9 protein-coding genes are annotated in these 14,636 nt (G+C 68.3%); 4 read left to right on the top strand and 5 right to left on the bottom strand.

All coding sequences use genetic code 11. The features are described from left to right. Window positions 1-12 precede the first annotated feature (12 nt). Window positions 13-888, top strand: coding sequence for an efflux RND transporter periplasmic adaptor subunit (locus Q3A80_RS22900; protein WP_446331150.1), 876 nt, complete (start codon window positions 13-15; stop codon window positions 886-888). A gap of 21 nt (window positions 889-909) precedes the next feature. On the opposite strand, the gene Q3A80_RS22905 is transcribed toward Q3A80_RS22900, so the two are convergent. Beyond that, window positions 910-2,595, bottom strand: coding sequence for a methyl-accepting chemotaxis protein (locus Q3A80_RS22905; protein WP_446331151.1), 1,686 nt, complete (start codon window positions 2,593-2,595; stop codon window positions 910-912). A 409-nt stretch (window positions 2,596-3,004) separates the two neighbouring features. On the opposite strand from Q3A80_RS22905, the gene Q3A80_RS22910 reads away from it, so the two are divergent. Further along, window positions 3,005-4,240 carry an MFS transporter gene (locus Q3A80_RS22910; RefSeq protein ID WP_446331152.1) on the top strand — a complete coding sequence of 412 codons (1,236 nt, stop codon included), beginning with the start codon at window positions 3,005-3,007 and terminating at the stop codon, window positions 4,238-4,240. 65 nt (window positions 4,241-4,305) lie between these two features. Here the strand turns inward: Q3A80_RS22910 and Q3A80_RS22915 are convergent, their stop codons facing one another. Together Q3A80_RS22915 and Q3A80_RS22920 are read right to left on the bottom strand one after the other, a co-directional pair. After that, a complete protein-coding gene (locus tag Q3A80_RS22915) occupies window positions 4,306-5,100 on the bottom strand; it encodes a 5'-methylthioadenosine/adenosylhomocysteine nucleosidase (protein ID WP_446331153.1) in 795 nt (264 codons plus the stop codon). Beyond that, a complete protein-coding gene (locus Q3A80_RS22920) occupies window positions 5,100-7,463 on the bottom strand; it encodes a UvrD-helicase domain-containing protein (protein ID WP_446331154.1) in 2,364 nt (787 codons plus the stop codon). The genes Q3A80_RS22915 and Q3A80_RS22920 overlap by 1 nt, the downstream gene beginning before the upstream one ends. Before the next feature lie 224 nt (window positions 7,464-7,687). Between Q3A80_RS22920 and Q3A80_RS22925 the strand changes: the two genes are divergently transcribed. After that, window positions 7,688-10,555: a valine--tRNA ligase gene (locus tag Q3A80_RS22925; RefSeq protein WP_446331155.1), complete on the top strand. Its 2,868-nt coding sequence runs from the start codon at window positions 7,688-7,690 to the stop codon at window positions 10,553-10,555. Between the two features lie 87 nt (window positions 10,556-10,642). Beyond that, entirely contained in the window at window positions 10,643-11,527 is an 885-nt protein-coding gene (gene galU, locus Q3A80_RS22930) for a UTP--glucose-1-phosphate uridylyltransferase GalU (RefSeq protein ID WP_446331156.1), read from the top strand. Between the two features lie 67 nt (window positions 11,528-11,594). On the opposite strand, the gene Q3A80_RS22935 is transcribed toward galU, so the two are convergent. Together Q3A80_RS22935 and Q3A80_RS22940 are read right to left on the bottom strand one after the other, a co-directional pair. Then, window positions 11,595-12,209 carry a DUF4136 domain-containing protein gene (locus tag Q3A80_RS22935; protein ID WP_446331157.1) on the bottom strand — a complete coding sequence of 205 codons (615 nt, stop codon included), beginning with the start codon at window positions 12,207-12,209 and terminating at the stop codon, window positions 11,595-11,597. Between the two features lie 36 nt (window positions 12,210-12,245). After that, a complete protein-coding gene (locus Q3A80_RS22940) occupies window positions 12,246-14,633 on the bottom strand; it encodes a CHASE2 domain-containing protein (protein WP_446331158.1) in 2,388 nt (795 codons plus the stop codon). Window positions 14,634-14,636: the final 3 nt, after the last annotated feature.

Consider the following 14,636-nt stretch of genomic DNA (forward strand, 5'->3'; position numbering starts at 1 on the left):
TTCCGAACCATCATGATTCTCAGAAAACTCTTCGGCTTCGTCGCGACCGCCGTCATCCTTCTCGTCGCGATCCTGATCGGGCGCTCGCTGTGGGTGCACTACATGGACGATCCGTGGACGCGCGACGGGCGCGTGCGCGCCGAGATCGTCAACGTCGCGCCGGACGTGTCGGGCGCGATCGTCGAGCTGCCCGTGCATGACAACCAGCTCGTGAAAAAGGGCGACCTGATCATGCAGATCGATCCGTCGCACTACCAGATCGCGGTCGAGCAGGCGCAGGCGGCGGTGGCCGCCCGTCGCGCGGAACTGCAGATGCGCCGCGACGACGCGGCCCGCCGCGCGGACCTCGATGCGCTCGTCGTGTCGAAGGAAAACCGCGAGAACGCGGCGCACAGCGCATCGAGCGCCGACGCGCAGTACCAGCAGGCGCTCGCCGCGCTCGACGCCGCGAAGCTCAACCTCGAACGCACGCGCGTGGTCGCGCCGGTCGACGGCTACATCACGAACCTGCAGACCTTCAAGGGCAACTACGCGGTGGCCGGCCAGGCGAAGCTCGCGATCGTCGACAGCCACTCGTTCTGGGTCTACGGCTACTTCGAGGAAACCAAGCTGCCGCGCGTGAAGATCGGCGCGCCGGCCGAAATGCGGCTGATGAGCGGCGGCGTGATGAAGGGCCACGTCGAGAGCATCTCGCGCGGCATCTACGATCGCGACAACCCGCAAAGCCGCGACCTCGTCGCCGACGTGAACCCGACCTTCAACTGGGTGCGCCTCGCGCAGCGCGTGCCGGTGCGGATCCGGATCGACGAAGTGCCGGCCGACGTGGTGCTGTCGGCGGGCACGACCTGCACGGTCATCATCGATCCGGACAAGCCGAAGAAGTCGTAAGCCGCCGATGGCCGGGCGCGCTTACGCCGCGATGCGGAAGCGCCCGACCAGCGCCTTGAGCGCTTGAGCCTGTTCGTCGAGCGCATTCGCGGCGGCCGCCGCCTGCTCGACGAGCGCCGCATTCTGCTGCGTGCCGGCATCCATCTGCGTGACCGCGCGGCCGATCTCCTCGATTCCGGCGCTCTGCTCGTCGGATGCCGCCGAAATCTCGCCGATGATGTCGGTCACGCGCTTCACCGCGCGCACCACGTCGTCCATCGTGCGGCCCGCATCGTGTGCGAGCGTCGCGCCGTTCGCGACGCGTTCGACCGACGCGCCGATCAGCTCGCGAATCTCCTTCGCCGCGGTCGCCGAGCGCTGCGCGAGCAATCGCACCTCGCCTGCCACCACCGAAAAGCCGCGCCCCTGTTCGCCCGCGCGCGCCGCCTCGACCGCCGCGTTCAACGCGAGGATGTTGGTCTGGAACGCGATCCCCTCGATCGTGCCGATGATGTCGCGAATGTTCTTCGCGCTGTCGTCGATCTCGCTCATCGTCGCGACCACGCGCCCGACGACTTCGCCGCCCGCCTCCGCGACGGCCGACGCATTGGCGGCGAGCATGCTCGCCTGCCGCGCGTTTTCGGCGTTCTGCCGCACGGTGGACGTGAGTTCCTCCATGCTGGCCGCGGTGCGCTCGAGCGCGACGGCCTGCTGCTCGGTGCGCCGCGACAGGTCGAGGTTACCGGTCGAGATCTCGCCGGACGCGGCAGCGATCGCCTCGGCGCTGACGGCGATCTCGCCGACGGTCGCCGCGAGGCCGGTCTGCATGTCGGACAGCGCGCGCACCATGCTGTCGCGATCGTTGCGGGCGAGCGGGATCGGCCGCGTCAGGTCGCCGCGCGCGATGTCGGCGGCGATCGCCTTCGCGTCCGCCGGCTCGCCGCCGAGCTGCGACGCGAGGCGGCGCACGACGCGTTCGGCGATCGCGACCGCGAGCACGATCAGCGCGGCCGTCATCGCCGCGATCATCGCGAACGACGACGAGAAGATCGTCGCGGACGCATCGAGCGTCGCCTTCGACTTCGCGCCGCGCGTCTTCACGAGCATCGCGACGAGTTTCTCGAGCTTGCCGGTCTCGACCAGCAGCGACACGTCCTGCGTGCCGACCTGCCAGTTCATCTGCGACAAATCGAGCGGCTGCGCCTGCACGAGCGCGACGAAATCGCGCAGATGGCCGCTCCACGTGCCGACGGCCATCGAGAACGCGCGCAGCCGCGCGGAATCGTCGGCGTCCGTCGGATCCGCGTAACGCTGCAGCGTCGCAAGCGCCTGGCCGATCGACGTGAGCCCCGCGCCGACCTCGGCGCCGAGATCGTCACGCTCCTTCGCGGTGGTCGCGGTCAGCAGCATCTTTTGCGCGCGGCTCGCGCGCAGCACTTCGGCCCGCACCTCTTCCGCGGCCCGGCTCGCGACGTGCCCCTGCTCGTAGACCGACGCGATCGACGCATTCAGCCGGCTGATCTGCCACAGCGAAAACACGCCGATCGCCAGCGTGCCGGCCAGCAGGATCGCGAACGCGGCCCGCAACGTCGCCTTGACGGTCCACGGCCGGCGTTCGCGCCGGGCGGCACGCGCGCGGCTGGCGGCAGGCCCGGCGGCCGACGCGGCTGCGCCGGCTGCGGCGACGGCCGTACCCGGCTGCGGATGCAATGATGCTGCTGCTTTCATCGATATATCCCCGTAGTGATCACGCCACCGGAAAGGTCGGTTCCGGCGGACGGCATTCCCGCGACGGCTGGCCTGTGCCGTGCGGCCCAGCGCCGCCCCGGCTCGTGGCCGGTGCAGGCGCGGCGCGCCGATGTTGTGGTTGCGTCGTTTCTACGGCCGCGCGCGGCGCGCCTTGAGTCCGGACAAACACCGATCCGGCTCCGCGGCCCGTCGGCGAGCGGCCGCGCCGCAGCGTTATACCCGGCCAAAAAACGCGCGATGACCGAATCGTCACATCCATGTCCGAATCGCGACAAAACTTGGCCTGACATTCTCGATACGCCACATTACACTTCTTTGACGCAACAACGAATCGAACGCGCCGATCCCCATCAGAGCGCGTCCCGCCACCTCAACTCGCTCAGCTCACATGGAAACCAGCCTCGATACGGGCGCCGGCGCCGCCGCGTCCCAGCCGTCTGCTCCACCTGCCCCGCGTACCGTCTATCCGGTGCTCGGCGCGATCAGCTTCTCGCACATGCTCAACGACATGATCCAGTCGTTGATCCTCGCGATCTATCCGATGCTCAAGAGCCAGTTCGCGCTGTCGTTCGCGCAGATCGGCCTGATCACGCTGACCTACCAGATCACCGCGTCGCTGTTGCAGCCGCTCGTCGGCCTGTACACGGACAAGCGGCCGAAGCCGTATTCGCTGCCGGTCGGGATGGGCTTCACGCTCGCGGGGCTGCTGCTGATGTCGGCCGCGCAGAATTTCCCGACGCTGCTCGCGGCGGCCGCGCTCGTCGGCTGCGGCTCGTCGGTGTTCCATCCGGAATCGTCGCGCGTCGCGCGGATGGCGTCGGGCGGCCAGCACGGGCTCGCGCAGTCGCTGTTCCAGGTCGGCGGCAACGCCGGTTCGGCGCTCGGGCCCCTGCTCGCCGCACTGGTGATCATTCCGCACGGCCAGCACAGCATCGCGTGGTTCTCGGCGGCCGCGCTCGTCGCGATGGTCGTGCTCACGCAGATCGGCCACTGGTACAAGAAGCACCCGTCGATGAAGAAGAAGGCGGCGCCGGCCGGCCACCCGACGCTGTCGCAGGGCCGCGTGCTCGCCGCGATCGGCGTGCTGGTGCTGCTGGTGTTCTCGAAGTACTTCTATCTCGCGAGCATCAACAGCTATTTCACGTTCTATCTGATCGACAAGTTCCATCTGTCCGTGCAGGCCGCGCAGATCCACCTGTTCGTGTTCCTCGCGGCGGTGGCGGCCGGCACGCTGATCGGCGGCCCGGTCGGCGACCGCATCGGCCGCAAGTACGTGATCTGGGTGTCGATCCTCGGCGTCGCGCCGTTCACGCTGCTGCTGCCGTACGCGAACCTGTTCTGGACGAGCGTGCTGAGCGTGATCATCGGCGTCGTGCTGGCGTCGGCGTTCGCGGCGATCCTCGTCTATGCGACGGAGCTGATGCCCGGCAAGGTCGGGATGGTCGCGGGCCTGTTCTTCGGCTTCGCGTTCGGCCTCGGCGGCGTGGGCGCGGCCGTGCTCGGCCAGCTCGCGGACGCGACGAGCATCACGTTCGTGTACAAGGTGTGTTCGTTCCTGCCGCTGATCGGCGTGCTGACGGTGTTCCTGCCGAACCTCGAAAGCAGCCGGCGCAAGAACGCGTGACGACACGGCCGCGGCGTGCATGCCGCGGCCGGTCGACATCGTTCGAAGGGACAGGACGGCGGCGGCTAGGCCGCCGTCGTCGCATGCAGCGTCAGGAAACGCTTGAGGATGCCGGACGAATAGCTGCTCGCGATCGCCGACAGGAAGTGCGAGAACGACTGCGTCGCATGGTCGTCGGCCGTGTCGGAGATCGTGCGCACGAGCGCGAACGGCACGTCGTGCTCGGCACACACCTGCGCGATCGCCGCGCCTTCCATCTCGACCGCGAGCGCGTCCGGCAGCGCGTCGCGCAGCGCGACGACTTCGCGCTCGCTCGACACGAAGCGGTCGCCGCTGATGATCAGGCCGCCGTGCAGCGTTGCGCCGGCGAGCCCGAAGCGCTCGGCGAACTGCGCGCCCTCTTCGGCGACGAACAGCGTGCATGCGGCCTTCAGGCGCGCCGTCAGCTCCGCGTCGGTCGCGAAGCGCGTGATGCCGAGCAGCGGCACCTCGTAGCGCGGAAACAGCGGCGACGCATCGAGATCGTGCTGCAGCAGCGTATCGGCGACGACGACGTCGCCGACGCGCACCGTGCGCGACACACCGCCGGCGACGCCGGTAAACACCACGCCGGACACGCCGAATACGTGGATCAGCGCGCTGACCGTCGCGGCAGCCGCGACCTTGCCGACCCGCGCGAGCGTGACGACGCAGGCCGCGCCGTGCACGGTGCCGACGTGGTAATCGCGGCGGCCGAGCGTGATCGTCTTCATCGCGCCGTCGGCGCGCATCGCGGCGATCAGGTCGCCGAGTTCCTCGGGCAGCGCGGCCAGAATGCCGAGCGGGCGCGTCGCCACCGTTTCAACCATGTCGATGCTCATCACTCCACCGCCTGCAGTTTCGCGACTGCCAGCGCGAGCCACTTCTCGCCGTGCCGCTTGAATTTCACCTGCGCCTTCGCATCGGCGCCGTTGCCTTCGAGCGCGGTGACGGTGCCCTCGCCGAACTTGGTATGGAAGACCTGCTGGCCGACGCGGAAACCGGTGTCGGCCGCGCGCTGCTTGTCCGCGAACGCGGGCAGCGGCGCGGAAACCGCCGCATCGACGATCTGCTCGCGGCTGCCGCCGCCCGGGCGCGCGAACCAGTCGCGCCCCCACCCGGCGTTGTCCGAACGGCCGCCCCAGCGCGAGCCGGCCTCGACCTTCGGCGTCAGCCATTTCAGCACGTGCTCCGGCAACTCGTCGAAGAAGCGCGAGCGCACGTTGTAGCGCGTCTGGCCGTGCAGCATCCGGCTCTGCGCGAACGACAGGTAGAGCCGCTCCTTCGCGCGCGTGATCGCGACGTACATCAGACGGCGCTCTTCCTCGAGACCGTCCGATTCGAGCACGCTGTTCTCGTGCGGGAACAGCCCTTCCTCGAGGCCGGTGATGAACACCGCCGAGAATTCGAGGCCCTTCGCCGCGTGCACGGTCATCAGCTGCACGGCGTCCTGGCCGGCCTGCGCCTGGTTGTCGCCGGCTTCGAGCGATGCGTGCGACAGGAAGCCCGCGAGCGGCGTCATCGTGTCGGGGTTCTGCGCGGGGTCGCCGAGCGGTGCCGGATCGAGCACGTCGACCGACGGATCGTCCGCATCCGCGCCGAGCTCCGGTGCCGCGATCGCGCCCGCGCGCAGCGGAATCGAGCGAGCCGGCGCGTCGAGCCCATAGCCTTCCTCGCTGACGAACGCGGTGGCCGCGTTCACGAGTTCCTGCAAGTTCTCGAGGCGGTCCTGGCCTTCGCGCTCGCCCTGGTAGAAATCGGCGAGGCCGCTCGCGCGCACCACGTATTCGACCGTCTCCGGCAGGCTCATCTGCTGCGTCTCGGCGCGCATCTTCGCGATCAGTGTCGCGAACGCGCCGAGGCTCGAGCCGGCCTTGCCGGTCACGTAAGGAATCGCGGCCGCCATCGAGCAGTCGTACAGGCGCGCGGCATCCGCGAGCTGCTCGATCGAGCGCGCGCCGATTCCGCGCGTCGGGAAGTTCACCACCCGCGCGAATGCGGTGTCGTCGTTCGGGTTGTCGATCAGGCGCAGGTACGCGAGCGCGTGCTTCACTTCCTGGCGCTCGAAGAAGCGCAGGCCGCCGTACACGCGATACGGGATGCCCGACGTCATCAGCGTGTGCTCGATCGCGCGCGACTGCGCGTTGCTGCGATACAGGACCGCGACTTCGCTGCGCGACATCCCGGTGTTGATCAGCGAGCGGATCTCCTCGACGATCCAGCCGGCCTCCTGCGCGTCGGTGCTCGCCTCGTACACGCGCACGGGCTCGCCGTGGCCGGCGTCGGTGCGCAGGTTCTTGCCGAGCCGGTGCGAGTTGTTCGAGATCAGCTGGTTCGCCGCGTCGAGGATGTTGCCGTGCGACCGGTAGTTCTGCTCGAGCTTGATAAGGTTGCGCACGCGGAATTCGTCTTCGAAGTCGCGCATGTTGCCGACGTTCGCGCCGCGAAACGCGTAGATCGACTGGTCGTCGTCGCCGACCGCGAAGATCGCGTTCTGGCCGCCCGCGAGCATCTTGAGCCACGCGTACTGCAGCTTGTTGGTGTCCTGGAACTCGTCGACGAGGATGTGCCTGAAGCGTGCCTGGTAGTGCGCGCGCAGCGGCGCGTTGTACGCGAGCAGCTCGTAGCAGCGCAGCAGCAGCTCGGGGAAGTCGACGACGCCCTCGCGCTGGCACTGCTGGTCGTACGCCTGGTACAGCTCGACGAACTTGCGGTTGAAGTTGTCGGACGCGTCGACCTTGTCGGGACGCAGCCCCTGTTCCTTCGCGTTGTTGATGAAGTACTGGACGTTCTTCGGCGGGTATTTCTCGTCGTCGACGTTCGCGGCCTTCATCAGCCGCTTGATCGCGGACAGCTGATCGGCCGTGTCGAGGATCTGGAATGTCTGCGGCAGGCCGGCGTCGCGGTAGTGCGCGCGCAGCATCCGGTTGCACAGCCCGTGGAACGTGCCGATCCACATCCCGCGCGTGTCGATCGGCATCATCGCCGACAGCCGCGCCATCATCTCGCGCGCGGCCTTGTTCGTGAACGTGACGGCGAGCACGGTCGGCGGCGACGCGTAGCCCTGCTGGATCAGCCAAGCGATCCGCGTGATCAGCACGCGGGTCTTGCCGCTGCCCGCCCCCGCGAGGATCAGTGCCGGTTCGTTCGGCAGCGTGACGGCGGCGTATTGTTCAGGGTTCAGATTGGCGAGCAGATCGGGCATGGAGCGGCAGCGGGCGTGCGAGAAAAAATGCGGACCCGCCATTATAAGTCGGCGGCGCGATGCCGTTTCCGGTCGGTTCGCCGCACGACCGTCGCCGCCGCGCCGCCGCGCTGCGGCGCTCCGCGACAGGCCCGCGCCGGCACGGCGATGGCTGGCCGATGTGCATCCATTTATAATTGTCGGATTCGGCATCCAATTCACGCATTTTTCGGCAGATTTCCAACATGAGCGACAGCACGCTTGCGAAGAGTTTCGAGCCCCACACCATCGAGTCCCAATGGGGGCCGGAGTGGGAAAAACGCGGCTATGCCGCCCCGGCATTCGACCCGGCGCGCCCCGATTTCGCGATCCAGCTGCCGCCGCCGAACGTCACCGGCACGCTGCACATGGGCCACGCGTTCAACCAGACGATCATGGACGGCCTCGCGCGCTATCACCGGATGCTCGGCGAGAACACGCTGTGGGTGCCCGGCACCGACCATGCGGGGATCGCGACGCAGATCGTCGTCGAGCGCCAGCTCGATGCGCAAGGCGTGTCGCGCCACGACCTCGGCCGCGAGAAGTTCGTCGAGCGCGTGTGGGAATGGAAGCAGAAGTCCGGCTCGACGATCACCGGCCAGGTGCGCCGGCTCGGCGCGTCGACCGACTGGTCGCGCGAATACTTCACGATGGACGACAAGATGTCGGCCGCCGTGCGCGACGTGTTCGTGACGCTGTATGAACAGGGCCTGATCTATCGCGGCAAGCGCCTCGTCAACTGGGATCCGGTGCTGCTCACCGCGGTGTCGGATCTCGAAGTCGTCAGCGAGGAAGAAAACGGTCACCTGTGGCACATCCGCTACCCGCTCGTCGACGGCTCGGGCTCGCTGACCGTCGCGACGACGCGCCCCGAGACGATGCTCGGCGACGTCGCGCTGATGGTTCACCCGGAAGACGAACGCTATGCGCACCTGATCGGCAAGCTCGTCACGCTGCCGCTGACGGGCCGCGAGATTCCGGTGATCGCCGACGACTACGTCGATCGCGAATTCGGCACCGGCGTCGTGAAGGTCACGCCCGCGCACGACTTCAACGACTACCAGGTCGGCCTGCGCCACAACCTCGCGCCGATCGAGATCCTGACGCTCGACGCGAAGATCAACGACAACGGCCCCGAGCAGTATCGCGGCCTCGACCGCTTCGATGCGCGCAAGGCGATCGTCGCCGATCTCGACGCGCTGGGCTTCCTCGACTCGGTGAAGCCGCACAAGCTGATGGTGCCGCGCGGCGACCGCACGGGCGTCGTGATCGAGCCGATGCTGACCGACCAGTGGTTCGTCGCGATGACGAAGCCGGCGCCGGAAGGCACGTTCAACCCGGGCAAGTCGATCACCGAAACGTCGCTCGACGTCGTGCGCAACGGCCAGATCAAGTTCGTGCCGGAAAACTGGACGACGACCTACTACCAGTGGCTCGAGAACATCCAGGACTGGTGCATCTCGCGCCAGCTGTGGTGGGGCCACCAGATTCCCGCGTGGTACGGCGAGAACGGCGAGGTGTTCGTCGCGCGCGACGAGGACGAAGCGCGCGCGCAGGCCGCGGCGCAGGGTTATGCAGGCGCGCTGAAGCGCGACGAGGACGTGCTCGACACGTGGTTCTCGTCGGCGCTCGTGCCGTTCTCGTCGCTCGGCTGGCCGAACGAAACGCCTGAACTGCAGCACTTCCTGCCGTCGTCGGTGCTCGTCACCGGCTTCGACATCATCTTCTTCTGGGTCGCCCGGATGGTGATGATGACGACGCACTTCACCGGCAAGGTGCCGTTCCACACCGTGTACGTGCACGGCCTCGTGCGTGACGCGGAAGGCCAGAAGATGTCGAAGAGCAAGGGCAACACGCTCGACCCGATCGACATCGTCGACGGCATCGACCTCGACACGCTGGTCGCGAAGCGCACGACGGGCCTGATGAACCCGAAGCAGGCCGCGACGATCGAGAAGAAGACGCGCAAGGAATTCCCGGACGGCATTCCGGCGTTCGGCACCGACGCGCTGCGCTTCACGATGGCATCGATGGCGACGCTCGGCCGCAACGTGAACTTCGACCTCGCGCGCTGCGAAGGCTATCGCAACTTCTGCAACAAGCTGTGGAACGCGACGCGCTTCGTGCTGATGAACTGCGAAGGCCACGACTGCGGCGCCGACAAGCCGGAAGTGTGCGGCGCGGGCGACTGCGGCCCCGGCGGCTACCTCGACTTCTCGGCGGCCGACCGCTGGATCGTGTCGCTCTTGCAGCGCACCGAGGCGGACATCGCGAAGGGCTTCGCCGACTACCGCTTCGACAACATCGCGACGAGCATCTACAAGTTCGTGTGGGACGAGTACTGCGACTGGTACCTCGAACTCGCGAAGGTGCAGATCCAGAACGGCACGCCGGAACAGCAGCGCGCGACGCGCCGCACGCTGCTGCGCGTGCTCGAAACGGTGCTGCGCCTCGCGCACCCGGTCATCCCGTTCATCACCGAAGCGCTGTGGCAGAAGGTCGCGCCGCTCGCCGGCCGCTATCCGCAGGGCAAGGCCGACGGCGAAGCGTCGCTGATGACGCAGGCGTATCCGGTCGCGAACCTGCAGAAGATCGACGAGGCGTCCGAACAATGGGCGGCCGACCTGAAGGCGATCGTCGACGCATGCCGCAACCTGCGCGGCGAAATGAACCTGTCGCCGGCGACCAAGGTGCCGCTGCTCGCGGCCGGCGACGCCGCGCGCCTGCGCTCGTTCGCGCCGTACGTGCAGGCCCTCGCGCGCCTGTCGGAAGTGCAGATCCTCGCGGACGAAGCGGCGCTCGACCAGGAAGCGCACGGCGCGCCGATCGCGATCGTCGGCCCGAACAAGCTGGTGCTGAAGGTGGAGATCGACGTCGCGGCCGAACGCGAGCGCCTGTCGAAGGAAGTCGCGCGCCTGACCGGCGAGATCGCGAAGTGCAATGCGAAGCTCGGCAACGAGGCGTTCGTCGCGAAAGCGCCGCCGGCCGTGGTCGAACAGGAGCAAAAGCGGGTCGCGGAATTCCAGAGCACGCTCGACAAACTGCGCGCCCAGCTCGATCGGTTGCCTGCGTAACAAACGGTAAGGTCGTTTGCGTTCACTATAATCGGGACGTGAACATAGACTGTCTGACAAGTCGATTACAGGAATAAAGGTTCGATCATGTTGAAAGTCACCAAGGCAGTATTCCCCGTCGCCGGCCTCGGCACGCGGTTCCTGCCGGCAACGAAGGCGAGCCCGAAGGAAATGCTGCCGGTCGTCGACAAGCCGCTGATCCAGTACGCAGTCGAGGAGGCGATCGCCGCGGGCATCACGGAAATGATCTTCGTGACCGGGCGCAGCAAGCGCGCGATCGAGGATCACTTCGACAAGTCGTACGAAGTCGAGGCCGAACTGGAAGCGCGCGGCAAGGAGAAGCTGCTCGAGCTCGTGCGCAGCATCAAGCCGAGCCACGTCGACTGCTTCTACGTGCGCCAGCCGGAAGCGCTCGGCCTCGGCCACGCGGTGCTGTGTGCGGAAAAGCTGGTCGCCGACAACCCGTTCGCGGTGATCCTGGCCGACGACCTGCTCGACGGCAACCCGCCGGTGATGAAGCAGATGGTCGACGTGTTCGACCACTATCACAGCTCGGTGATCGGCGTGGAAGAGATCCCGCCGTCGGAGACGAAGTCGTACGGGATCGTCGACGGCAAGGAGTGGGAAGAGTCGATCGTCAAGATGTCGGCGATCGTCGAGAAGCCGGCGCCGGAAGTCGCGCCGTCGAACCTCGGCGTGGTCGGCCGCTACATCCTGAAGCCGCGGATCTTCGAGCACCTGCGCGCGCTGAAGCCGGGCGCGGGCGGCGAGCTGCAGCTCACCGACGCGATCCAGGCGCTGCTCGCCGACGAGCAGGTGCTCGCCTACAAGTACCAGGGCACGCGCTACGACTGCGGCAGCAAGCTCGGCTACCTGAAGGCGACGGTCGAATTCGCGCTGCGCCACCCGGAAGTCGGCACCGAGTTCGACGCGTACCTGCGTTCGCGCGGCAACGCGCAACCGGCCGCCTGAACGCTGCGAGGGCCCGCGTCGCGAACGCGGCGGGCGGGCCCTGCCCTTGCCTGTCGGCTGCCGCGCGTCAGTGCGGGGCGGCCGGTTTCACCGAGACGACGCCCGGCATCGCGCCCGCGTCGTCTTTTTTCGTCTTCACGAGCCAGCCGTCGCCCGGCTCGAACGGCAGCTTCGCGAGCGCGCTCTTCACGAGCGTCGGCGCGGCCTGCCGCGAGCCCGCGTCGCGGTCGCGCAGCGACGCCGACACGCGATAGACGTCGGCACCCGACTTCGCATCGACGAAACGCAGCGTCAGCACGTGGCGGTAGACCTTGCCCGCGAACGGCAGCGCGAACGGCGCCGGCCCGTCGACGGTCACGCATGCGCTGCTCGCCGCGCCGCACTGTTCGGCCGTGGTCGCGACCGACGCCGGCTGCGTCGCATACGCGATCGACAGCCGGTAGCGCGCGGCCTGCGCCGGCTGCGCATCGAAACCGCGGTGCGCGAGCTCGTCGCGCACGAGCGTCTCGATCTGCCGGTAGTCGGCATCGTCGGCCTGCGCGGCCGTGCGGACGACATCGTAGCCGTGCGCGCCGGAGCCGAACGCATCCGGCTGCCCGAGCGCGCTCACGCCGGTCGTGACGCCGGCGCAACCCGTCAACAGCGACACCGTCAGCGCGGCCGCTGCCCATTCCTTTCTCATGACTTCCCCCAAATGCCTGCCGTCTGCCCGGCCCTGTCAGGCGGACGGCTCGTCGATCGCCGGCAGCGACACCGTCACCGCGGTGCCGACACCGACTTCGCTGTCGACCATCACGCTGCCGCCGTGGCGCGTGACGACCGTCTTCACGAACGCCATGCCGAGCCCGGAGCCCGAGATCTCGGGCCGCTCGCCGGCATGGAACCGCTTGAAACGTTCGAACAGATGCCGCTGATCTTCGGGCGCGATCCCGTAACCCTGATCGCGAACCGTACAGAACATCCGTTTCGATGCATGCTCGACCGTCAGCGTACACGTGATCACCGTGTCCGACGGACTGTATTTGACCGCGTTGTTCAGCAGGTTCACGAACGCGCGCGTGATCAGCGAGCGGTCGGCGCGCGTCCAGGCCAGGTCGGTACCGACGTCGGTATCGATGCGGATGCGCTTGGCCTGTGCCTGCGGCCACACTTCGTCGCTCGCGTCGATCAGTACGTCGACGAGGCTCGTCGGTTCGAGCTGGTACGCCTGCGACTCCGCGCGCGCCAACTGCACGAACTCGTCGGCGAGCGACAGCGCGCGGTGCGCATAGCGCTCGATCCGCCCGAGCAGCCCGCGCATCGTGTCCGATTCGACGCGATCGCGCTCGATCTCGACGAGCGCGAGGATCGATGACTGCGGCGAGCGCATGTCGTGCGACAGCAGGTGCAGCGCTTCCTCGCGCTGGCGCTCGGCCGCATGCAGCTCGGTCACGTCGACGAGGCCCGCGATCCAGCCGGTCACGCGGCCCTGCGCGTTCGTGCATGGCGCGTAGCGTAACAGATGGTCGAGCCCGTCGCGGTCGCGCACCTCGATGCCGCGCGCCATGGCTTCGTCTTCGGCGCCGAGCGTCGGGTCCAGCGCGGCCGGCCAGTGTTCGCGGATCGCGACGTCGTGTTCGGCGTTGCCGTCGACGGTCTTCATGAAGGTCAGCTCGCCGAGCGCGGCGCGCAGCGGCCGCCCTTCCGGCAGCGGCAGCGCGAGCCGCGACCCGTAGCGCTTCGCCGCATGGTTCGCGATCAGCACGGTGCCGGCCAGGTCGGTGACGAAGATTGGCTCCGGCATGCTGTCGAGGCTGTCCCATACGAAGCGCTTCATGTCCTGCACGCGCTGTGCGGCCTGCGCCATCAGCGCCATCTGGCGCTCGAGCACGTCGCCGCCGACGCTGCGCGTGCGCGGCGCCTCGGGCAGCAGGTGCGGCTCGTCGGCGAGGCGCTGCAGTTCGCGGCGCAGGTACGACATCGTCATCTCGAGGCGCCGCCAGTTCCAGATCGGGTACACGGCGATCAGCCCGAAGATCGCGGGCGCGGGCGACAGCCACACGCGCGCCTCGAACAGCAGCGCGACGCTCGCGACGACGGCGAGCGCGGCGAGGCTCAGCGTCAGCAGCAGCGCGCGCCACGGCGACAGCATCAGGAAGCCGCCGAGCAGCACCGCGAGCGGCAGCAGCGACGCGGCGAAGAGCCCCGCGCGAGACACGGGCAGGATCGCGCTGCCGGTCGTCAGCATGTCGAGCACGTTCGCATGGATGTACACGCCCGCGAGCGGGCCGAAGTCGCCCGACACCGGTGTCGCGAACCGGTCGTACAGGCCCGACGCGGTCACGCCGACGACGACGATCTTGCCGCGCAGCGCGTCCGGTTTCACGCGCCCTTCGAGCACGTCGTCGAACGACAGCGTCGGATACGCGGGCGTGTTGCGGCTGAACGGAATCAGGTAGCGGCCCTCGCCCGCCGCGTCGCGCGACAGATCGTGCGCGTTGGCGCCGGGCGCGCCGCCGACCGGATGCAGGCGGCCGGCCTGGATTGCGCGGTAGACCGGCACCATCAGCTGCGGCCAGCGCACGCGGCCGTCGCTTTCGAACAGCGCGACGCTGCGCACGATGCCGTCGGGATCGACTTCGAGGTTGATGTGGCCGAGCCCCATCGCGCGTGCCGCGAGTTCGGCGACCGGCGGATCGACGGTGCGCGTGCCGTCCGCCTGCTCGGGGCTCAGCAGCACCGGCAGGAAGGTCGGCACACGGGCCATTGCGTCGGCGAACGCGCGATCCTCGGCAGATTGCTCGGTAAACAGCACGTCGTACACGACGGCAGCCGGCTGCGCGCGCGCGAGCGTGTCGAGCAGCCGCGCGTGGACGCTGCGCGGCCACGGCCAGCGGCCGAGCGCCGACACGCTCTGGTTGTCGATGTCGACGACGACGACGTCGGGCGACAGCGGCAGGCTGCGCAGCATCAGCAGCCGGTCGTAGATCAGCCCGTCGACGCTCGACGACAGCCGGCCGAGCGCGCACGCGAGGATCACCGCGATCCCGAGGCAGCCGATCGCGATCCACTCGATCAGGAAGCGGCGGCCGAGGCGCCGCCGTGGAGAAACGGAGTCGGGTTTCATGCG

The sequence above is a fragment of the Burkholderia sp. SR8 genome (assembly GCF_052851275.1).

What these genes read in the sequence shown, in the direction of transcription:
- Q3A80_RS22940 (WP_446331158.1), bottom strand. Translation starts at nt 14,633, where the DNA reads ATGAAACCCGACTCCGTTTCTCCACGGCGGCGCCTCGGCCGCCGCTTC.
- Q3A80_RS22935 (WP_446331157.1), bottom strand. Translation starts at nt 12,209, where the DNA reads ATGAGAAAGGAATGGGCAGCGGCCGCGCTGACGGTGTCGCTGTTGACG.
- Q3A80_RS22905 (WP_446331151.1), bottom strand. Translation starts at nt 2,595, where the DNA reads ATGAAAGCAGCAGCATCATTGCATCCGCAGCCGGGTACGGCCGTCGCC.
- Q3A80_RS22915 (WP_446331153.1), bottom strand. Translation starts at nt 5,100, where the DNA reads ATGAGCATCGACATGGTTGAAACGGTGGCGACGCGCCCGCTCGGCATT.
- Q3A80_RS22920 (WP_446331154.1), bottom strand. Translation starts at nt 7,463, where the DNA reads ATGCCCGATCTGCTCGCCAATCTGAACCCTGAACAATACGCCGCCGTC.
- Q3A80_RS22910 (WP_446331152.1), top strand. Translation starts at nt 3,005, where the DNA reads ATGGAAACCAGCCTCGATACGGGCGCCGGCGCCGCCGCGTCCCAGCCG.
- Q3A80_RS22925 (WP_446331155.1), top strand. Translation starts at nt 7,688, where the DNA reads ATGAGCGACAGCACGCTTGCGAAGAGTTTCGAGCCCCACACCATCGAG.
- galU (WP_446331156.1), top strand. Translation starts at nt 10,643, where the DNA reads ATGTTGAAAGTCACCAAGGCAGTATTCCCCGTCGCCGGCCTCGGCACG.
- Q3A80_RS22900 (WP_446331150.1), top strand. Translation starts at nt 13, where the DNA reads ATGATTCTCAGAAAACTCTTCGGCTTCGTCGCGACCGCCGTCATCCTT.